Genomic DNA, 19,404 nt, shown 5'->3' with positions numbered 1-19,404 from the left:
GCTTCCTTGCAGCGTGTGACCCACCCCGGAGAGTAATCAGTGAGCGTAGCCATCGTGGTGCCCGAAACCGCCGAAACCGCCGAACCGGCCGACAGTCGGGAAGCGGACCCGGTCGGCACTCGGGAACTCGTGGAGCGCGACGCCCGCGACTTCGGCGCCTACGCCCGCACCGGCGGCTGGACCTTCGGCCTGAAGGTGGCCCGCAGCGTGCGGCCCGGCGGGCAGGTCGCCGAGGGCACGCCGAAGGTCTCCGCGAAGGAGTTCGCCGAGCTCGCCGGGTGCTCCGCCGAGCGCGTCATGCGGTACTACAAGGCCTGGGACAAGGCCGCCGACGACGGCCTCGTGCCGCACTTCGAGGCGCTGACGCCCGGCGGGGACGTCGAACTGCCCGAAGCCGACGTCTGGCTGACGTACTACGTGCCGCGCTCCAGCGCCACCTCCGCGCGCGGCACCGCGATCACCGCCGCGGCCGAGGCCGAGGGCATCCGCCCGACCAAGGCCCTGGAGGTCGCCGAGAACCCCACCGCGCTGCGCGCCGCGATCCTCGCCGACCCCTCCACCGCCCAGGCCGCCCGGCACGCGCTGCTCGACCGCCTCAAGGAGGACCCGGCCCTCCAGACCGAGCTGGCCCGTGACATCGCCCGCACCGACGATCTGAAGAAGGCCGTGGCGGGCGAGACCAGGGCCGCGGACCGCATCGAGTACGTGCGCAAGGTCGGCGAGGAGGGCCAGATCCGCACGCCCGCAGGGCAGAAGCTCGACGCGCCCGCCGAACTGCGCGCCGAGGCCGAGCGGCACCTGTCCCTCCTCGACGAACTCGACGACACCGAAGAGGCCGGCGAGTGGGCCGCCGAGGCGTACGACACGGTGAAGACCCTCGTCGCCGAGACCGTCGAGGCCGACCCCGAGCTGCGTGTCCAGGAGCGGCGCACGAAGTTCTACAGCAGCCTGCAGAAGGCCACCAAGGTCTTCGAGGAGCTGACCCTCGACGACGCCGTCGACTTCGACGACATCTACGAGGACGACATGGTCCAGCGCCTCGAAGAGCTCCAGCAGGCCATCAACACCTGCATCACCGCGCTGCGGAAGGCGTCCGGGGCGCGCTGATCCGCCGGTCGGCTCAGGGCAGGATCGAGTCGACGTACCCGCCGTCCACCCGGACCGCACCGCCCGTGGTCGCGGAGGCCAGGGGAGAACTCAGATAGACCGCCATGTTCGCGATCTCCTCGGGCTCGATGAGCCGTTGGATCAGCGACTGGGGCCGGTGCAGACGCATGAACTCGCGCTGCGCCTCGTCCCAGGGGAGGTCACGGTCGACCAGCTCGTACACGAAGTCCTCCACCCCGCCGGTGTGCGTCGGTCCGGCGATGACGGAGTTGACGGTCACGCCGGTGCCCGCGGCTTCCTTGGCGAAGCCGCGGGACACCGAGAGCAGCGCGGTCTTGGACATGCCGTAGTGGATCATCTCGGCGGGGATGACGACGGCCGAGTCGCTGGCGATGTTCTGGATCCGGCCCCAGCCGCGCTCCTTCATCCCCGGCAGGTACGCGCGCGTCGTCCGCACCGCGGCGAGCACGTTGACCTCGAAGTACCGGCGCCATTCGGCGTCGGGGATGTCCAGGGCGGGCATGGCCCCGAAAACGCCCAGGTTGTTGACCAGGATGTCCGCCTGCGGAAGGGCGGAGACCACCTGCTCCAGCCCTTCGTCGGTGGTGATGTCACCAGGAGCCGCCACCAGCTCCGCGTCGGGGTCCGCCGCGCGCAGCCGCTGGAGGGCGGCGTCGACGGACTCCTTCGTACGTCCGTTCACCGAAACGCGTGCTCCGGCGCGGGCCAGACCCGCGGCGATCGCGGCTCCGATTCCCTGGGTCGAGCCCGTGACCAGGGCCGACTTTCCGACGAGGTCGATCAGCACGTTGTGCACCTTCTCTGCCGTCGTGGTGTCGAGCGGTGTCCTTGTCCGTGAGCCATCCTGCCCCAGCGGCGGCCGCGCGCCAGGCGGTCGGCCGAACCGGTTGGCATACGCGCCGTTCGGCGCCGCAGGCCCTGCCAGGTCGGGCGGGCTGTGAAACGATCAACCACATGGTGTCTGTGAGCGATCTCCTGCCCGTCGAGGCGATCCGTCTCGACGTCGTGGCCGAGGACTGGCGCGCCGCGATCGGCGCCGCGGGCGACCTGCTCGTGGCGACGGGCAGCGGCACGGACGCGTACACCGAGGAGATGATCCGGACCGTCGAGGACAGCGGACCGTACATCGTCCTCGCCCCGGGCCTCGCCTTCGCGCACGCCCGGCCCTCGCCCGCGGTGCTGCGCACGGGCATGGCGTGGGTGCGGCTCGCGCGGCCGGTGGAGTTCGGGCACGAGACGAACGACCCCGTCGGCCTCGTGGTGGCCCTCGCCGCCGAGGACGCCACCGCGCACACCGACGCGATGGCGTCCCTGGCCCGGCTGCTCGCGGACCCGGAGACGGCGGAGGCCCTGCGGGTGGCCCCGACGCCGGCGGCGGTGCGGGGGATCCTCGCGGGGGAGACGGGGGCCGGGGAAGCCGCGGGGGCTGGTCCTGGTCCTGATGCCGGTGCGGGTGCCGAAGGTGCCGCTGCCGCGCCCGCGGCCGCCGCCGGGCCCGCCGTGCACAAGATCCTCACCGTCTGCGGCAACGGACTCGGCACCAGCCTCTTCCTGAAGAACACCCTGGAGCAGGTCCTGGACCGCTGGGGCTGGGGCCGGTACGTGACCGTCGAGGCCACCGACACGATCTCCGCCAAGGGCAAGGCCTCCGAGGCCGTCGCCATCCTCACGTCCCGGGAGATCGCCAAGACCCTCGGCGACGTCGGCGTCCCCGTGCGGGTCGTCGACGACTTCACCTCCACCACCGAGGCCGATCGTGTCCTGCGGGACACGTACGACGTCTAGAAAGAGGGGGGAGAGCCGTGGACTGGCTGGTCTCCGTAGCGAAGTTCCTGGTCAACGAAATCCTCAGTCAGCCCGCGTACTTGATCGGGCTCATCACCGCCGCGGGTCTGATCGCCCTGCGCAAGTCGGCGGGCCAGGTGCTCGGCGGGGCGATCAAGGCGACCCTCGGCTTCCTGCTGATCGGCGCGGGCGCCGGGCTGGTCGTGGCCGCGCTCGCCCCGCTCGGCGAGATGATCCAGGGCTCGACGGGCGCGCACGGCGTGATCCCGACGAACGAGGCCATCGTCGGCATCGCCCAGGCCGAGTACGGCTCCCGGGTGGCCTGGCTGATGATCCTCGGGTTCGCCGTCAGCCTGATCCTCGCCCGCTTCACGCCGCTGCGCTACGTGTTCCTGACGGGTCATCACATGCTGTTCATGGCGACGCTGTTGACGATGGTGCTCGCGACCGCGGGGCAGCGCTCCTGGGTCGTGGTCGTCATCGGCGGCGTCCTGCTCGGCATCATGCTGGTCGCGATGCCCGCCTTCGCGCATCCCTGGACGAAGCGCGTCACCGGCAACAACACCGTCGCGATCGGGCACTTCGGCACCGCCGGGTACGTCGTCGCCGGTGCGACCGGACAGGTCGTCGGGCGCCGCAGCCGGTCCACGGAGGACATGAAGCTGCCGGAGGGGCTGCGCTTCCTGCGCGACTCCATGGTGGCGACGGCCCTGTCCATGGTCCTCATCTACCTGATCATGTCGCTCGTCTTCCTCGCGAAGGTCGGCAAGGAGAGCGCGTTCAAGGCGTTCGCCACCGACGGCGGCCCCGCCGCGCCCGACGTCGGCGCGTACATCATGCAATCGGTCATGCAGGGCCTGCAGTTCGGCATCGCCGTCGCCGTCATCCTCTTCGGCGTCCGGACGATCCTCGGCGAGCTGGTGCCCGCCTTCCAGGGCATCGCGAACCGCGTCGTGCCCGGCGCGGTGCCGTCCCTGGACGCGCCGATCGTGTTCCCGTACGCGCAGAACGCCGTCCTCATCGGCTTCATCTCCAGCTTCGTCGGCGGCCTGATCAGCCTCGGCCTGCTCGCCTGGATCTTCGAGCCCGCCTTCGGCCTGGCGCTCGTGCTGCCCGGCCTCGTGCCGCACTTCTTCACGGGCGGCGCGGCCGGGGTCTACGGCAACGCGACGGGCGGACGGCGCGGCGCGGTCGTCGGCGCGTTCCTGAACGGCGTCCTCATCACCTTCCTGCCCGCGCTGCTCCTGAAGGTCCTCGGCGCCTTCGGCAAGGAGAACACCACGTTCGGCGACGCGGACTTCGGCTGGTTCGGCTCGCTCGTGGGCAACGCGGCCAAGGCGGGGGCCGTGGGCGGCGCGATCCTGATGCTGGTGATCGGCGCGGTGATCCTGGCGGGCGCGATCGTCATGCAGAAGCGGGTGGTGGAGACCGGCTGGGACCCCGGCGCCCGCCGTGACGCGCTCCTCGGCCACGCGGCCACCGCGGGCACCGGGGCCGACGCCGAGGCCGGTTCCGGGGCGGGCCCGGCGGCGACGTACGCGAAGATCGCTCCGCCGCCGGGCGCGCCGAAGCCTCCGCCGCCGCCCGGGCAGGACGGCTGAGGGCCGCCGGGAAGGGCCGCCCGGCGAAGCCCCGCCCGGTCCGGCCCCGGGAGCGCGCCCCCTCAGCCCTGCCCCGGCACCACGAACAGTGCCCAGGTGGCAACCGGCGCGATGAGGGCCATCGACATCCCCCACTTCATGAGCGCGCCGAACACCTGCGGGCGTTGCTCCTCCGGGGCGTTGGCGGTCACGAGCGCGCCGCTCGTGGACAGCGGTGAGGAGTCGACGACCGACGAGGACACGGCGAGGGCGATGATGAGTCCGACCGCCCCGATCTGACCGTCCATCAGGAACGGTACGGCGAGCGGGATCAGGGCGCCGAGGATGCCGGTGGTGGAGGCGAACGCGGAGACCACGGCCCCGATGAGGCAGATCAACAGGGCGCCGAGGAGCGGTGAGTCGATCTTCGCGACGCTGTCGCCGAGCCAGTCGATCGTGCCCATGCGCTCCATCACGCCGACGAACGTGACGACGCCGCAGACCAGCAGCACGGTCGACCACGCGCAGCGGTCGACGGCACCCTTCGCCGCGTCGGCGTCGACGAGGGTGAGGACGACGACCACCGTGAAGGCCATCAGGCCGACGTTGTAGTCCAGGAACAGGGCGCCCGCGACCATGCCGAGCAGCCCGAGCAGGGTCAGGGCGCGCGACCGGTCAAGGCGCGGGCCGACGTCGGCAGTTGCGGGAGCGAAGGCTACCGTGGTGGTGCCGCCGGGCGCGGGAGCGGTGCCCGTGGCAGTCGCGGGCGCGCTTCCGGCGCCCCCGGCCATCTCGGTCGCCGGGACGCCCCCGACCCCCGTACCCCCGCCGCCGCTCCCGTCCTCCGCCCGCCGCCCGAGCAGGCTCCGCCCGCCGAACAAGAAGTAAGCGACGACGCTGAGCGCGACGTTGAACAGGAACGACATCAGGAACAGCAGGCCGGGGTTGCCGGGCAGGTCGTTCCGCTCGACGACGCCGTTGGTGATGGAGCCGAAGACGCTGGCGGGGGAGAAGCCGCCCGCGCTGGCGCCGTTGATCACCAGGAGGCCCATGAGCAGCGGGCTGATCCCGTAGCGGACGCAGAAGCTCATGCCGATGGGGGCGATGACGCCGACGGCCGCGGGCACGACCGCGCCGACGGCCGTGAGGGAGGCGGTGATGAGGAACATGACCCAGGGGATGAGCGCGATGCGACCCCTGACGGCGCGCGTCGCGGCGTGCACGAGCCATTCGATGGTGCCGTTGTTCTTCGCTATGGCGAATAGAAAGGTGACGCCGACGAGTACGACGAAGAGGTCGCCGGGGAAGCCGCCGAAGACGTCGTCCGCGTTCTCGCCGGCGACGGACGAGCCGACGGCGAAGGCGGCGACGAGGGCGAGCGCCCCCATGTGGACGGAGGTGAAGGTGGAGATGGTGAAGATGAGTACCAGTGCGCCGATCGCGATGAGATGGTCTGCCATGTGACACGTCCTCGCCTTCGGACGGCGGTCACAGGTGCGCGGTCCCGGGTTGGATGCGCGGGCTGTGGCCGACTGTGGGCATGCGGGAGGGACCCGTGGTGGCGTCCGGGGGCAGAGGGGCACAGAAAGGCCGCGCCCCTGCCGTGAGCGGGCAGCCTCAAGAGCCCGGACTGTCCGCAGAGTGGACTTGGAGTTCCGTCATGCGGAACTCCCATGCGACGTTGGCGAGTATGTGACGGTGGTCACGCCCCGTCAAGGGGGCGCGGACACATCCGAGGTTGTGGGGTGATCGGCGCCCGGTTCAGCTCGCGCGGGCCGAATCCGGGGCCTGGTGGCCGAGGGCCGTGCTGATCTTCCGGGCCGCCGCGCGCACGTGTTCGCCCAGCTCGACGAGCCGGTCGCGGTCGCAGCGGCTGCTCGGCATGTTGATGCTGACGCTGGCCACCGGCGAGCCGTCGGGGCCGAGTACGGGGGCGGCGACCGCGGACACGTCGTCGCGCCATTCGCCCTGGTTGAGGGCGTAGCCGCGGGCGCGGACCGTCTCCAGCTCGGCGCGCAGCGCGGCCGGGTCGTCGATCGTCGTGTCCGTGAACCGCGTCAGCCCCTGGGTGAGGTAGCGCTCGACGGCCTCGGGGGAGCGGGCCGCGAGGATGGCCTTGCCGTTGGCGGACGCGTGGCCGGAAAGGTGCTGGCCGAGCGGGAGCACGATCCGTACCGGCTGGGTCGTCTCCAGGCGTTCCACGAGCACGACCCGCTCGCCCTCCGCGACGGCCAGGTGCACGGTCTCGTCCACCGCGCGCCGCAGCTCCTCCATCACCGGCACGGCGACGTCCCGCAGGTCCAGCTCGCCGGTGGCCTGCCGCCCGATGAGCAGCGCCTTCGTCGTGAGCGTCCAGCGCGTGGGGGAGCCGCCCGTCTGCTTGATCCAGCCCGCCGTGTGCAGGGTGCCGAGCGCCCGCTGGACGGTGCTCTTCGGCAGCTCCATGGCGCGTGCCAGGTCCCCCACGCCCACGGGCTGGCGCACCGCCAGCTCCTCCAGCACGCGCAAGGTGTTCAGGACGTTCTGCACCGTTGACCCCCTCCGGATCGGAACCTATGCTGCGTCGTGCCGCATCACGATACGCTGTGCCGCCTCACGGCACAAGTATGGAGGGGAGATCCGCGCAATGACTCTCAGGACCGGACGCCACTTTCTCCAGATACCCGGACCGACGAACGTCCCCGACCGGGTGCTTCGTGCCATGTCCGCCCCCACCGTCGACCACCGCGGTCCCGAGTTCGCGGGCCTCGCCCGCCGCGTACTCGAAGCCCTGAAGCCGGTGTTCGGCACCTCGGGACCGGTGGTCGTCTATCCCTCGTCGGGCACCGGCGCCTGGGAGGCCGCCCTGGTCAACACGCTCAGTCCGGGTGACCGCGTGCTGTGCTTCGAGACCGGGCACTTCGCCACGCTCTGGCGCGACATGGCCGAGTCCCTCGGCCTGGAGGTGGAGTTCGTCCCCGGCGACTGGCGCCACGGCGCATCGCCCGAGGCCGCCGCCCAGCGCCTCGACGCCGACATCGCCCACGACATCAAGGCCGTCTGCGTCGTCCACAACGAGACGTCCACCGGCGTCACCAGCCGCGTCCCGGAGATCCGCGCGGCCCTCGACGCCGCAGGACACCCCGCCCTGCTCCTGGTCGACACGGTCTCCTCGCTGGGCTCCATCGAGTACCGGCACGACGCCTGGGGCGTCGACGTCACCGTCACCGGATCCCAGAAGGGGCTGATGCTGCCGCCGGGGCTCGGCTTCAACGCCGTCAGCGACAAGGCGCTCACCGCCGCCCGCACCTCCCGACTGCCCAAGTCCTACTGGGACTGGGGGCCGATCATCGACGCGAACGAGGCCGGTTTCTTCCCCTCCACCCCGGCCACCAACCTCCTCTACGGCCTCGACGAGGCACTGCTCATGCTCGCGGAGGAAGGTCTCGAACAGGTCTGGGCCCGGCACGCCCGGCACGCCGCCGCCACCCGCGCGGCCGTGCGCGGCTGGGGCCTCGACGTGCTGTGCGCCGACGAGCGCGAGCACTCCGGTTCGCTCACCGCCGTGCTCCTGTCCGACGGTCAGGACGCCGACGCCGTACGGAAGATCGTCCTCGAACGGTTCGACATGTCGCTCGGCACCGGCCTCGGCCGGCTCGCGGGCAAGGTCTTCCGCATCGGCCACCTCGGCCACTTCAACGACCTCACCCTCGCCGGGACCCTGGCGGGCGTGCAGATGGGGCTCGAACTCGCCGGGATCCCCGTCGGCCGCGACGGCGTGGCGGCGGCCCTCGACCACCTCCGCGTCGACTGACGCCACGTCATCGACCCTCCGCACCGTGAGCGTGCCGCCCCGCGCACGACCCGAACGCCCTTGTCCCGTACGCCCCTTCACCGCCAGGAGCGTGTCGCATGACCACAAGCACCGAGTCCACGGAGGCCGAGCGGGACGCGCTCGGCGGCGACCTCGCGCGGCGGCTGCGCGCCGACCTCGACGGCGAGGTCCGCTTCGACGACTACAGCCGCCATCTCTTCGCCCGCGACGCCAGCATGTACGCCATCACCCCCCTGGGGGTCGTCTTCCCCCGGCACGCCGAGGACGTACAGGCCGTCGTCGCGGCCGCCGCCGAGTACGGCGTGTCCGTCGTGCCGCGCGGCGCGGGGACCAGCCTCGCCGGCCAGACCACGGGACCGGGCATCGTCCTCGACCTGTCCCGCCACATGCGCCGCATCATCGCCCTCGAACCGGACGGCCGCACCGCCCTGGTCGAAACGGGCGTCGTCCAGGACCAGTTGAACCGTGCCGCCGCCCCGCACGGCCTGATGTTCGGCCCCGACACCTCCACCAGCAACCGCGCCACCATCGGCGGCATGATCGGCAACAACTCTGCGGGCAGCGGCTCCCTGCGGTACGGCATGACCATCGACCACGTACGCGCCCTCGACGTGGTGCTCGCCGACGCGAGCACGGCCCACCTCGCGCCCCTCACCGCGCACGAACACGCCGAACGGGCCCGCGGCACGGGCCTCGACGGCCGCGTCCACCGCGAACTGCCCGCGCTCGTCGCCGCGCACGCCGACGCCATCGCCGCCGGATTCCCGCAGCACTGGCGGCGGGCGGGCGGCTACCGCCTGGACCGGCTCGCCCGCGAGGACACCCCGTTCGACCTGGCGAAGTTCGTCGTCGGCTCGGAGGGCACGCTCGCCGTCAGCACCCGCGCCCTCGTCGACCTGGTGCCGAAGCCGAAGCACACCGTGTTCGCCGTCGGCCACTTCACCTCCGTGGCCGGGGCCATCGAGGCCACCCAGGACGCCCTCGCCTGCGACCCGGCGGCCGTCGAGCTGATGGACCGCACCATCCTCGACCTGTCCCGCCAGAAGATCGAGTACGCCTCGTTGGGCACCGTCCTCGAAGGCGACCCCGGCGCCCTCCTGTTCGTGTCGTTCACCGGCGACGACGAACGCGAACTCATCGCGAGCGTCCAGCGGTTGACGAAGCTCTGGCAGCGGCACGGCCACGGCTACCACACCCTCGCGGCGGTCACCCCCGCCGACCAGACCGCCCTGCTCAAGGTCCGCAAGTCCAGCCTGGGCCTGCTGATGGCGGCGAGCGAGGGCACCCGCAGGCCGCTGGCGTTCATCGAGGACACGGCCGTCGACCCGGTCCATCTGCCCGCGTACACCGCCAGGTTGAAGAAGGTCCTCGACCGGCACGGCCTCACGGCGGGCTTCTACGGCCACTGCTCGGTGGGCTGTCTGCACATCCGCCCGTTCCTCGACGTGACCGACCCCGCGCAGCGGCAGACCATGCGCGAGGTCGCCGAGGAGATCAAGGACCTGGTCACCGAGTACGGCGGCGTCAACTCCAGCGAGCACGGCGACGGCCTGGCCCGCAGCGAGTTCAACCGGGAGCTCTTCGGCGACGAGCTGTACGAGGCGATGCGGCGCGTCAAGGGCCTCTTCGACCCGGACAACCGGCTGAACCCCGGCAAGATCGTCGACGCGCCCGCGATGACCGACCACCTGCGCGACGCCGCGCTGCCGCCCGCGCCCGGACTGCGCACCCGGCTCGACTTCGAGGTCGCGGGCGGCATGCGGGCCGCGGCCGACCGGTGCATGAACATCGGCCTGTGCCGCAAGAGCGACGTCGGCACGATGTGCCCCTCCTACATGGCCACCCGCAACGAGGAGGACTCAACCCGCGGCCGCGCGGGCGCCCTCGTCAAGGCCCTGTCCGCCCCCGACCCGCACAAGGCGCTCGGCGACGAACGCCTGCACGAGGTCCTCGACCTGTGCCTGATGTGCAAGGCCTGCAAGAGCGAGTGCCCGCTGGGCGTCGACATGGCGTCCCTGAAGGCGGAGGCCCTCGCCCACCACCACGACGAGCACGGGACTCCGCTGCGCTCCCGGATATTCGGCGCCATCCGGCTGCTCAACCGCCTGGGCTCGGCCACCGCCCCCGTGTCCAACCTGCCCGGCCGCATACCCCTGCTGCGCCGCCTGCTCCACCGCACGGTCGGGATCACCCCGCACCGCCCGCTGCCCCGCTACACCCGCCGCAACCTGGTGCGCTGGTTCACCCGCCGCCCGGCGGCCGTCGTCGCGGCACCCCGCGGCCCGGTCGTCATGCTCGCCGACTCCTTCACCACGTACACCGAACCGGAGATCGGCCAGGCCGCCGTCGAACTCCTCGAACGCGCGGGCTGGGCCGTGCAGTTGGAGAGCGGCGGCTGCTGCGGCCGCGCCGCCCTGTCCAAGGGCCTCCTGGACGAGGCGAGCGACAAGGCCTTCCAACTCGTCCACCGCATCACGGAGACCACGCCTCCCGAGGCCCCCATCACCGGCTGCGAACCGTCCTGCCTGATGACGCTGCGCGACGAGCACAAGGCCCTGCTGCCGCTCGACTCGGCGCGCGAGGCCGTCACCGGCCGCGTCCGCCAGTTGGAAGAACTCCTCACCGAGGCCATCGACGACGGCGGCCTCACTCTGCGCGAGGACTCCTGGCTCAACGGCCGCACGCTGCTCTTCCACGGCCACTGCCATCAGAAGGCCGAGGTCGGCACCGCGGCGACCGTCGCCCTGCTGCGGCGCATCCCCGGCGTCCAGGTCACCGAACTCGACGCGGGCTGCTGCGGCATGGCCGGTTCCTTCGGCTTCGAGTCCGAGCACTACGACGTGTCGATGACGGTGGGGGAGGACCGGCTGTTCCCCGCGGTGCGCGCCGCGTCCGACGACACCGTCGTGGTCGCCACCGGCGCCTCGTGCCGCCAGCAGATCTTCCACGGCACGGAACGCGACGCCTGGCATCCCGTGCAGTTGGTACGGGAGGCGCTGGCGGCCGACGGGGGCTGAGGCCCGGCACTCACCGGCGGTCGGCGGTCACGGACGGCCGGTGCTCGCCGACGCCGACGCTCACCGGTGTCCGACGTGGCTGATCGAGTCGTCGCCGAGCCGCCGCTGCACGTCCGCGAGCAGGCTCTCCAGCAGGCCCGTGAGCTGGGCCTGCTGGTCGGGCGTGAGCCCCGCGATCAGCTCGGCGTCGCGGTGCAGGACCTGGTCGACGGTCGCCTCGACCAGGTCGTGACCGGCCTGGGTCAGGGTGACGAGGACCGTGCGGGAACGGCCGCGGGCGGGGCCCCGGGTCACCAGGCCCTCCTGCTCCGCGCGGGCCACGCGCTGTGACACGGCTCCCGCCGTGACCAGTGAACGCTGCCCCAGCTCACGGGTGCTGAGGGCGTACGGGGGCCCGCTGCGGCGCAGCACGCTGAGCAGGTCGAGGGTCGCGGCGTCCACTCCGGCGCGGGCCAGGACCCGGCGCCGGTCGTCGCCGAACAGCTTCGCCAACTGCCAGACGGGCGTGAGGATCCGGATCGAGGAGACCGGCGTACCGGGTCGCTCGCGCTCCCAGGCCTCGGCGATGCCCCGAGCCGTATGGGCCCTGGCCGTGTCGGCCGAGGCGGCGCCTTCGTCGTCGGCGCCGCTCCCGCCGACAGCGCTGTCAGCGCTGTCGGGGGCCCGTCCCGCCTGCTGATCCCTTGCCATCGTGTCGCTCCCCGGTGTTATGTTGAGGCCTAAATTTAGACCTACACGAGACCGATTCGGAGCTCAGCATATGGCACGCACCATCCTGGTCACCGGCGGCGGCACGGGCATCGGCCGCGCGATCGCGCTGCACTTCGCGGCGGCGGGCGACCGCGTCACCGTCACCGGCCGCCGCCCCGGCCCGCTCGCGGAGCTGGCGGCGCAGGCCGACGTCCGCACGGCGGTCTGCGACCACACCGACCCCGCCGCGCTCACCCGCCTGCTCGCGGACCTGCCCGAGCGGATCGACGTCCTCGTGAACAACGCGGGCGGGAACATCGCCTTCGACGCCGACGGCAAGACGGACCTGGCCTCGTACGCCCGGGACTTCCGCGCCAACCTCGACGCCAACCTGGTCGGCGCCGCACTCACCACGAAGGCTCTGGAGGATCGGCTCGCGGACGGCGGCGCCGTCGTGCACATCGGCTCGATCGCCGCCGAGCAGGCGGCCGGTTCCTACGGCGCGGCCAAGGCGGGCCTGGCGAACTGGAACATCGACCTGGCACAGCGGCTCGGCCGCCGCGGTGTCACGGCCAACGTCGTCTCGCCCGGCTACATCGCCGACACCGAGTTCTTCCGCGACCAGCTCTCGGGCGAGCGCCGCGAGCAGCTGGTGGCGGCCACCGCGACCGGCCGCGCCGGGGTTCCCGCCGACATCGCGGGCACCGTCGCCTTCCTCGCGTCCCCCGCGGCCCGCCACATCACCGGGCAGGTGCTGCACGTCAACGGCGGTGCCCGCGCCACGCGTTGAGGCGCGCGGCCGGGTCCGCCCGGGTGCCGGTGGCGGCCGTCGGGGTACGGCGCGAGACCACGCGACGTCGTGTCTCTACGGCCGCCTGCCGGACGAGACGGCGGCCGGTGGTCTGCCGGTGTGGGCCGCCAGGGCGTCGATGAGCCGGGGCCAGAGTGCGCGCGGGCGATCGTGGCCCATGTCGGGGACCAGCAGAAGCTCGGCTCCGGGGATCAGGTCCGCGGTGCGTCTGCCGCCGCTGGGGTCGATCAGCGTGTCGTCGAGGCCGTGGATCACCAGCGTCGGCACCCGCAGTCCGCGCAGCGCGTCCGCGCGTGAACCGCTGAGGATCATCGCGCCGAGCTGTCGGCCGATCCCCGCCGGACAGTACGAGCGGTCGTAGCCGGCGGCGGCCAGCTCGCGCAGCGCGACGGCGTCGCCGTACCGCTTGGAGGCCCACACCAGTTCCTTCTCCGCCGCCGCGACGTACCCCTCGCGGTCTGCGGGCCTCGGTGCGAACAGCACCGCCTGGGCCTCCGGGGCGGGCCGGCCGTACTCGCTCTCGCCGGTCGAGGACATCATCGACGTCAGCGTCAGCACCCGCTCCGGGGACGAGAGGGCCATCGTCTGGGCGATCATTCCGCCCATCGAGGCGCCGACGACGTGGGCTTGTTCGATCCCGAGCGCGGTGAGCAGGCCGAGGCCGTCGCGGGCCATGTCGAGAAGCCGGTAGGGGACCATCGAGAGGGCGGTGGGAAGGTCGCCCGAGGTCACGGCGGCGATGAACTTGCCCATGTCGACGGGGTGGTCGTCGAACTTGGTGGAGAGCCCGCAGTCGCGGTTGTCGTACCGGATGACGTACCGGCCGCGATCCGCCAGCGCCCGGCAGAAGTCCTCGTGCCAGGCGAGCAGCTGCGCGCCGAAGCCCATCACGAGCAGGACGGCGGGGTCCTCGGGGTCGCCGAAGCTCTCGTACGCGATGGACACCTCGGGGGACACATCGACGACCGGCATACGGGGGACCCTGTCATGGCCGCCCATGGAGCGCACCTGGATTATCGGCGCGTGACCTGCGCGTTCTCCGCCGGATCCGGAAGGAGCTCGCGCAGCAGTTCCTCGAACGCGTCCGCCGTGGTCGGCTCGTCGTCGAGCAGCGCCTGGAGGAGGAGGCCGTCGTAGGCGTGCGTGAACAGCTTGACGCGCAGCGGGTCGTCCGTGAGCACGCGGGCGAAGGCGGCGAGGGCCTCCTTCCAGCGGCGGGTCGCCGTGCGCTGCTCCGGGCGGCGCACCGCCAGCAGGCACAGCTCGAACTCGGCGAGCAGATGCCCGGGCGGCGTCAGGGTCTCCGCCATCAGGAGCGCCAGGGACCGGCGCTTGTCGACGCCGTCGTCCGGCGCGTCGACCAGCGCCTCGATGCGCGCGGAGTCCTCCTCCATGCACTGGGTCAGGGCGGCTGTCAGGAGCGCGTCGATGCTGCTGAAGTAGTACGTCGTCGCGGTCGTCGGCAGCTCGGCCTCACGGGCCACCGTGCGATGTGTGACTCCGGCGGCACCGTCGCGCGCGATGACGCGCACGGTCGCCTCGATCAGTGCCCGGCGACGGCGCTCGCCCTTCACGCGACGGCCGTCCGTGACGGCCGCCCCTTCCGCCCGCTTGAGGTCCGGCGTGCCCTTGCTGATGTCGGTGCCCGTCTCGTTCAGGGTGGCTCTCCACTGCTCACAGATGTCGCTCGCTCACGACCAGTTTCCGCCGACGTTACCCGTAGCTCATCGGGTCGCGCCCGCCCGGGCCGCCGGGGTGATCAACTGCCCCGGTGCCGTCATGTCGGCAGCCACACGCCGCAAGGCGGGCACCGGGCCGAGTACGACTGCGACCAGTGCGATGACAAGGGAAGCGTCCAGGTGCGCCACTCCGCTCTCCGACAGGGTCCGGCACCGTTGCCGCTCGCGGCACCGGCGATCTACGCTCCGGTGCATTCTTGACGTCAAGTCAGTGGGGTGCGCGGTGGATTACCGGGACTACGAGACGTACGACGCGGTCGGGCTCGCCGGACTGGTGGCGCGGGGGGACGTGGCACCGGCCGAACTCCTCGAGACGGCCCTCGCGCGCGCCGAAGCCGTGAACGGGAAGATCAACGCGATCGTGCGCCCGATGCCGGACGTCGCCCGCGAGCGCGCCACGGGCCCGCTGTCCGGACCGTTCGCCGGAGTGCCTTTCCTGATCAAGGACTTGATGCAGGACTACGCGGGCCGCCCGACGGGCCGCGGCTCCCGGGCGGCCCAGGAGCTCGTCGCGACGCGGCACAGCGAGCCCGTCCGGCGGTGGCTGGACGCCGGGCTCGTCGTCTTCGGGCAGACCAACACACCCGAGTTCGGCATCAAGAGCGTGACCGAGCCCGAGGCCGGCGGGGCGACCCGCAACCCCTGGAACCTCGACCACACGCCCGGCGGTTCGTCGGGCGGCTCCGCGGCCGCAGTCGCCGCGGGCATCGTCCCGGCGGCGGGCGCCAACGACGGCGGCGGCTCGATCCGCATACCCGCCGCCTGCTGCGGGCTCTTCGGCCTCAAGCCGGGCCGGGGCCTGGTGCCCGCGGGCCCCGCGTACGGCGAGCTCCTCGCGGGCGCCGCCAGCGACGGCGTCGTCTCGCGCACCGTACGCGACAGCGCGGCCCTGCTCGACGTGCTCACCGCCCGCCCCGACCCCGGCGGCCCCTTCCTCGTGGCACGCCCCGACGAGCCGTACGCCGAACTCGCCCGGCACACCCCGCCGAAGCTGCGCATCGGCGTCAGCACCCGCTCGCCGATCGGCACCCCGGTGTCCCGCGAGGCGGTCGAGGCCGTCGACATCGCGGTCAAGCTCCTCGTCGGCCTGGGCCATGACGTGGAGGAGGCCGAACCCCGCATCGACGGGCTGCGCATGGCCGACGACTTCATGGCGATGTACGCCGCCGAGAACGCCGTGACCCTCGCGGAGCTGAAGCACAGGACGGGCGCGGACGACGAGCAGTTCGAGCTCGACACCCGGCTGCTCGCGGCCGCGGGCCGCGCGCTCGGCGCGGTCGAGCACACCGTCCGGCACGCGCGCTGGAACACCTACACCCGACAGCTCGCCGCGTTCCACGAGACGTACGACGTGCTGCTCACGCCGACCCTCGCCCGGCCGCCCGTGCGGATCGGCGAGCTCGCCACGCCCTGGCCGACCCGGCAGCTCGGCAAGGCGCTGCTCAAGGCGGGCGTGGCGGGCCGGCTCAGCCGGACCAAGCTGTGGCGGCGGGCCGTGGTCCAGAACCTCGCCCCCAACCCGTTCACGCAGCTCGCCAACATCACCGGCCGCCCGGCCATGTCGGTCCCCCTGTACCGCACCCCGGAAGGCCTGCCCCTGGGCGTGCAGTTCGGCGGACCGCTCGGCGGCGAGGGCACGCTGCTCGCCCTCGCCTCGCAACTGGAGGCGGCAGCGCCCTGGGGCCGGGAACGGCCGAACCTGTGAGCCCGAGCGGCTGACGCACGTCCGGGGCCGGTGTCGGCGGGGCTGGACTCTCCCACAGAGGGAGAGTCCACCATGAGGACGTGCGAGACGAACTCCTCACCATCGGGCGCTTCGCCCGCCTGTGCCGCCTCAGCGTCAAACAGCTGCGGCACTACGACGAGACGGGCCTCCTGGCCCCGGCCCACGTGGACGTCGGCTCCGGCTACCGCTACTACGCACCCGAGCAGGCACGCGAGGCCCTGACGATCGCGCTCCTGCGCGACATGGACCTTCCGCTGGCCGTGATCGCCGAGGCGCTGGCCGCCGGGCCCGAGTCCCGGGCGCGGATCCTGCGCGCCGAGCGGGAACGGCTGGCCGAGCGGATCAGCAGGGACCAGGCGCGGCTGACGATGCTGGAGCGCCTCGCGGAGGGCGGGCTGCCCGGCTGCGCGGTGACGATGGGCCGGGAGCCCGCACGGGAACTGGCCGTGGTGCGAGCGGTCTGCGCTCCCGCGGACATCGGGAAGCGGGTCGAGGAGTGCGTGGGACGGCTGCTGCACGCGCTCGGCACGGCGGGAATCGCCTGGGAGCCGCCGCTCTGGGGCCTGTACCCGCTGGATCTCGAAGAGCGGACGGAGATCGCCGTCGGAGTCCGGACACCGCGAGGCGGCCTTGCCCGGGCGCCCGGCATCGAGGTCGAGGTGCTGCCCGGCGGACCCGTCGCCGAGACCCTGCACGTCGGGCCCTACGCCCAGTTGCCCCTGGCCTACAACGCCCTGTTCGCGGCCGTCCACGAGCGCGGGCTACGGCCTAGGGCGCCCGTGCGCGAGGTCTATCTGGCCGGACCCGGGGACGTACCGCAGGACGAGCTGAGAACCAGGCTGATCATCAAGGTCGAGGAGAGCACGGCATGACCACAGTGACAGGCGTCGATGCCCGCGGCATGCGGCACTGCGAGACGACGGCCCTCGGGGTGCTGCTGCGGCACCAGGGACTCGATCTGTCCGAGCCCATGCTCTTCGGCCTCGGCTCCGGTCTGTCCTTCGTCTACTGGGACGGCAAGAACCTCGACTTCCCGTTCCTGGGGGGCCGGGTCAAGCCCTTCGAGCTCACGCGGAACCTGGCCGCCCGACTCGGCCTGGAGCTGGTGGTCCAGGAGACCACCTCGCCCCGCAAGGCGTGGGAGAACGTGGCGGCCGCCCTCCAGGCGGGCCGGCCCGTCGGACTGCAGCTCGACAGCCACCACTTGGACTACTTCGGGTCGAAGGCGCACTTCGGCGGTCATGTCGTCGCCCTGTACGGCTACGACGACCGCGTGGCGTACTTGGTGGACACCGACCAGCAGGGCGGCGCGGTGACCACGAGCCTGACCAGCCTCGCCGAGGCCAGGGCCGCACGCGGCCCGATGACCGCCAAGAACCGCTCCTTCACCCTCACCGTCCCGGAGAATCCACCCGCCCCGCGGGACCGGATCATCCCGGCGATCACCGCCTGCGCGGACGCCTTCCTCGACCCGCCCATCGCCAACCTCGGCCACCGGGGCATCGAGAAGGCGGGCAAGCTGGTGCGCACCTGGCTGCGGCGCTCCGACGACCCGGGGCGCGACCTGCCGCAGGCCGCCCGTCTGATGGAGCGGGCCGGAACCGGCGGTGCCCTGTTCCGGAACCTCTACCGCGACTTCCTGGCGGAATGCGCCCAACTGGTCGACAGCGGCCATCTGCGCACCGGCCTCGGGCTGTACACGCGGGCAGCCGACCAGTGGACGGAGGTCGCGGAACTGATCAAGAAGGCCGGTGAGTCGGGCGATCCGGAGTGCCTCGCACGGGCGGGCGACCTCCTCCACGAGCTCTCGCGAACCGAGCGCGAGGCCATGCGGGCGCTGAGCCGCCTGGGGGAGTCGGGGGAGTGAGGGGCGACCGCGCGCACCGAGGAGCGGGGCGCCGCTTGGCGCCCCGCTCCTGATCCGACGGCTCCGCGGCCGACACCGCCTGGACTCACAGGCCCCTGCGGTACCGAGCGGCGACCGAGGAGACGCAGCCCATCCCGGCGATGACGCCGACCGCCAGGGTCAGCGACCCGGCCGGGCCGCCGCTCATCGCCCACCCGTTGCCGAGGACGACCGCCACCGCGGCGGCACGGCAGGCCAGGGCCGAGCGGCGGTCCGCGGCGCGGCTGAAGTGGCGGCCCAGGACGAGGCAGGCCGCGATCAGCGCGAAGAACGTCACCGACCCGGCGACCAGGTGCAGCGCGCCGTGCCAGCTCATGCTCTGCGGCCTGCCGGCCGGGGTGCCGGCGGGGAACCCGTCCCCCGGGTCCGCGACGAAGACGCCCGCGGCCAGCATCCCGACGCCGACGACCCGCACCAGGCGGGGCACCCAGGTGCCGCCGGTCGCGCCGTGCAGGGCGCGGCGCAGCCCGGCGGCCGCGGCGATGAACAGCGCCCCGACGAGCAGGAAGTTGGTGATCTGGATCCAGCCGAGCGAGCCGTTGGCCAGCATGCTGAAGGGGTGCCGGGTCAGGTCGAAGGCGTCCCGGGTGAGGGCCTGGGTCACGGCCGCCACGGTCCACAGCGGGGTGGCGACGGCTCCGGCGGTGAGCAGCGCACGGGCGGGGCCGGTGGTGGTGGCGGTGCTCGTGGCGGCGTCGCGGGCGGTGAGCGGGGTGGTCGTCATGGCGAGGGCCCTTCTTGGTTCGTCGGCTGGTTCCTGCTCACACGTCGATCGAGCGATGTGACAGGGAACGGATGCATTCCCTGTCACATAGGCTTGTTCGACGTGGAGGCGTAACAGCAGCCCGCAGTGGAAGGGAACGACCATGCGCTACCTGATGACGACCAAGGCTTCTTCGAGGACGCCCGACGAGAGCCTGTTCGCCGAAATGGGCCAGTTCATCGAGGAGTTGACCGCTTCCGGGGCCCTGCTGGCCACCGGGGGCCTCGAGCCGGGCGGCGTGCGGCTGACCTCGGTCGACGGTGAGATAACGGTGACGGACGGGCCGTTCACCGAGGCCAAGGAGGCCGTGGTGGGCTTCGCGCTGATCGAGGCCCGCTCCCAGGAGGAGGCGGTCGAGCTGGCCCGCCGGTTCCGCAAGATCGTCGGTGACGGCGTGAGCGAGATCCGGCAGGTGTTCAGCCAGTGACCGGCCGATGGCGCCGCC

At 72.4% G+C, this 19,404-nt stretch carries 17 protein-coding genes; 10 read left to right on the top strand and 7 right to left on the bottom strand.

All coding sequences use genetic code 11. The features are described 5' to 3' along the window. Window positions 1–39: 39 nt before the first annotated feature. Complete coding sequence (locus tag ACFVHO_RS19200) at window positions 40–1,107, top strand: hypothetical protein (RefSeq protein ID WP_385715663.1); 1,068 nt, start codon at window positions 40–42, stop codon at window positions 1,105–1,107. Window positions 1,108–1,120: 13 nt separating this feature from the next. On the opposite strand, the gene ACFVHO_RS19195 is transcribed toward ACFVHO_RS19200, so the two are convergent. After that, entirely contained in the window at window positions 1,121–1,915 is a 795-nt protein-coding gene (locus ACFVHO_RS19195; protein ID WP_385715661.1) for an SDR family NAD(P)-dependent oxidoreductase, read from the bottom strand. A 167-nt stretch (window positions 1,916–2,082) separates the two neighbouring features. Here ACFVHO_RS19195 and ACFVHO_RS19190 point away from each other — a divergent pair, with 167 nt between their 5' ends. Beyond that, window positions 2,083–2,913: a PTS sugar transporter subunit IIA gene (locus ACFVHO_RS19190; RefSeq protein WP_385715658.1), complete on the top strand. Its 831-nt coding sequence runs from the start codon at window positions 2,083–2,085 to the stop codon at window positions 2,911–2,913. Between the two features lie 17 nt (window positions 2,914–2,930). Beyond that, complete coding sequence (locus tag ACFVHO_RS19185; RefSeq protein WP_385715655.1) at window positions 2,931–4,514, top strand: PTS ascorbate transporter subunit IIC; 1,584 nt, start codon at window positions 2,931–2,933, stop codon at window positions 4,512–4,514. Window positions 4,515–4,576: 62 nt separating this feature from the next. Here the strand turns inward: ACFVHO_RS19185 and ACFVHO_RS19180 are convergent, their stop codons facing one another. Together ACFVHO_RS19180 and ACFVHO_RS19175 are read right to left on the bottom strand one after the other, a co-directional pair. After that, a complete protein-coding gene (locus ACFVHO_RS19180; RefSeq protein WP_385715652.1) occupies window positions 4,577–5,953 on the bottom strand; it encodes an SLC13 family permease in 1,377 nt (458 codons plus the stop codon). A gap of 301 nt (window positions 5,954–6,254) precedes the next feature. Next, complete coding sequence (locus tag ACFVHO_RS19175) at window positions 6,255–7,022, bottom strand: IclR family transcriptional regulator (RefSeq protein ID WP_385715649.1); 768 nt, start codon at window positions 7,020–7,022, stop codon at window positions 6,255–6,257. Window positions 7,023–7,119: 97 nt separating this feature from the next. Here ACFVHO_RS19175 and ACFVHO_RS19170 point away from each other — a divergent pair, with 97 nt between their 5' ends. After that, window positions 7,120–8,286 (top strand): pyridoxal-phosphate-dependent aminotransferase family protein, encoded by a 1,167-nt coding sequence (locus tag ACFVHO_RS19170; protein WP_385715648.1) that lies wholly within the window; start codon window positions 7,120–7,122, stop codon window positions 8,284–8,286. Window positions 8,287–8,384: 98 nt separating this feature from the next. Further along, a complete protein-coding gene (locus ACFVHO_RS19165; RefSeq protein WP_385715645.1) occupies window positions 8,385–11,324 on the top strand; it encodes an FAD-binding and (Fe-S)-binding domain-containing protein in 2,940 nt (979 codons plus the stop codon). Window positions 11,325–11,384: 60 nt separating this feature from the next. Here the strand turns inward: ACFVHO_RS19165 and ACFVHO_RS19160 are convergent, their stop codons facing one another. Next, window positions 11,385–12,014, bottom strand: coding sequence for a MarR family winged helix-turn-helix transcriptional regulator (locus ACFVHO_RS19160; RefSeq protein WP_385715643.1), 630 nt, complete (start codon window positions 12,012–12,014; stop codon window positions 11,385–11,387). A gap of 70 nt (window positions 12,015–12,084) precedes the next feature. On the opposite strand from ACFVHO_RS19160, the gene ACFVHO_RS19155 reads away from it, so the two are divergent. After that, entirely contained in the window at window positions 12,085–12,804 is a 720-nt protein-coding gene (locus tag ACFVHO_RS19155) for an SDR family NAD(P)-dependent oxidoreductase (RefSeq protein ID WP_385715641.1), read from the top strand. A 75-nt stretch (window positions 12,805–12,879) separates the two neighbouring features. Here ACFVHO_RS19155 and ACFVHO_RS19150 read toward each other — a convergent pair whose 3' ends face one another. Beyond that, window positions 12,880–13,797 (bottom strand): alpha/beta fold hydrolase, encoded by a 918-nt coding sequence (locus tag ACFVHO_RS19150; RefSeq protein WP_385715638.1) that lies wholly within the window; start codon window positions 13,795–13,797, stop codon window positions 12,880–12,882. A gap of 41 nt (window positions 13,798–13,838) precedes the next feature. Continuing rightward, the gene (locus ACFVHO_RS19145; RefSeq protein WP_385715635.1) at window positions 13,839–14,399 is read right to left on the bottom strand and encodes a TetR/AcrR family transcriptional regulator; all 561 of its coding nucleotides are present in this window, start codon (window positions 14,397–14,399) and stop codon (window positions 13,839–13,841) included. Window positions 14,400–14,787: 388 nt separating this feature from the next. Here ACFVHO_RS19145 and ACFVHO_RS19140 point away from each other — a divergent pair, with 388 nt between their 5' ends. From ACFVHO_RS19140 to ACFVHO_RS19130, 3 genes are all read left to right on the top strand, one after another. Further along, window positions 14,788–16,269, top strand: coding sequence for an amidase (locus tag ACFVHO_RS19140; protein WP_385715632.1), 1,482 nt, complete (start codon window positions 14,788–14,790; stop codon window positions 16,267–16,269). 80 nt (window positions 16,270–16,349) lie between these two features. After that, window positions 16,350–17,162: a MerR family transcriptional regulator gene (locus tag ACFVHO_RS19135; protein WP_385715629.1), complete on the top strand. Its 813-nt coding sequence runs from the start codon at window positions 16,350–16,352 to the stop codon at window positions 17,160–17,162. After that, window positions 17,159–18,157 carry a BtrH N-terminal domain-containing protein gene (locus ACFVHO_RS19130; protein ID WP_385715627.1) on the top strand — a complete coding sequence of 333 codons (999 nt, stop codon included), beginning with the start codon at window positions 17,159–17,161 and terminating at the stop codon, window positions 18,155–18,157. Before ACFVHO_RS19135 ends, ACFVHO_RS19130 begins: the two co-directional genes overlap by 4 nt. An 85-nt stretch (window positions 18,158–18,242) precedes the next feature. Here the strand turns inward: ACFVHO_RS19130 and ACFVHO_RS19125 are convergent, their stop codons facing one another. Further along, the gene (locus tag ACFVHO_RS19125; RefSeq protein ID WP_385715624.1) at window positions 18,243–18,920 is read right to left on the bottom strand and encodes a DUF998 domain-containing protein; all 678 of its coding nucleotides are present in this window, start codon (window positions 18,918–18,920) and stop codon (window positions 18,243–18,245) included. A 142-nt stretch (window positions 18,921–19,062) separates the two neighbouring features. On the opposite strand from ACFVHO_RS19125, the gene ACFVHO_RS19120 reads away from it, so the two are divergent. Then, window positions 19,063–19,386 carry a YciI family protein gene (locus ACFVHO_RS19120; RefSeq protein WP_385715621.1) on the top strand — a complete coding sequence of 108 codons (324 nt, stop codon included), beginning with the start codon at window positions 19,063–19,065 and terminating at the stop codon, window positions 19,384–19,386. Window positions 19,387–19,404: the final 18 nt, after the last annotated feature.

The organism is Streptomyces sp. NPDC127108 (genome assembly GCF_042677545.1).
Classification (GTDB): domain Bacteria; phylum Actinomycetota; class Actinomycetes; order Streptomycetales; family Streptomycetaceae; genus Streptomyces.
Note: the sequence above shows the minus strand (reverse complement) of the source record. Positions and strands in the feature narration are given on the sequence as shown.

Coding starts and splice junctions, on each gene's coding strand:
- ACFVHO_RS19190 (WP_385715658.1), top strand. CDS start 2,083: ATGGTGTCTGTGAGCGATCTCCTGCCCGTCGAGGCGATCCGTCTCGAC.
- ACFVHO_RS19130 (WP_385715627.1), top strand. CDS start 17,159: ATGACCACAGTGACAGGCGTCGATGCCCGCGGCATGCGGCACTGCGAG.
- ACFVHO_RS19120 (WP_385715621.1), top strand. CDS start 19,063: ATGCGCTACCTGATGACGACCAAGGCTTCTTCGAGGACGCCCGACGAG.
- ACFVHO_RS19150 (WP_385715638.1), bottom strand. CDS start 13,797: ATGCCGGTCGTCGATGTGTCCCCCGAGGTGTCCATCGCGTACGAGAGC.
- ACFVHO_RS19170 (WP_385715648.1), top strand. CDS start 7,120: ATGACTCTCAGGACCGGACGCCACTTTCTCCAGATACCCGGACCGACG.
- ACFVHO_RS19160 (WP_385715643.1), bottom strand. CDS start 12,014: ATGGCAAGGGATCAGCAGGCGGGACGGGCCCCCGACAGCGCTGACAGC.
- ACFVHO_RS19165 (WP_385715645.1), top strand. CDS start 8,385: ATGACCACAAGCACCGAGTCCACGGAGGCCGAGCGGGACGCGCTCGGC.
- ACFVHO_RS19180 (WP_385715652.1), bottom strand. CDS start 5,953: ATGGCAGACCATCTCATCGCGATCGGCGCACTGGTACTCATCTTCACC.
- ACFVHO_RS19125 (WP_385715624.1), bottom strand. CDS start 18,920: ATGACGACCACCCCGCTCACCGCCCGCGACGCCGCCACGAGCACCGCC.
- ACFVHO_RS19155 (WP_385715641.1), top strand. CDS start 12,085: ATGGCACGCACCATCCTGGTCACCGGCGGCGGCACGGGCATCGGCCGC.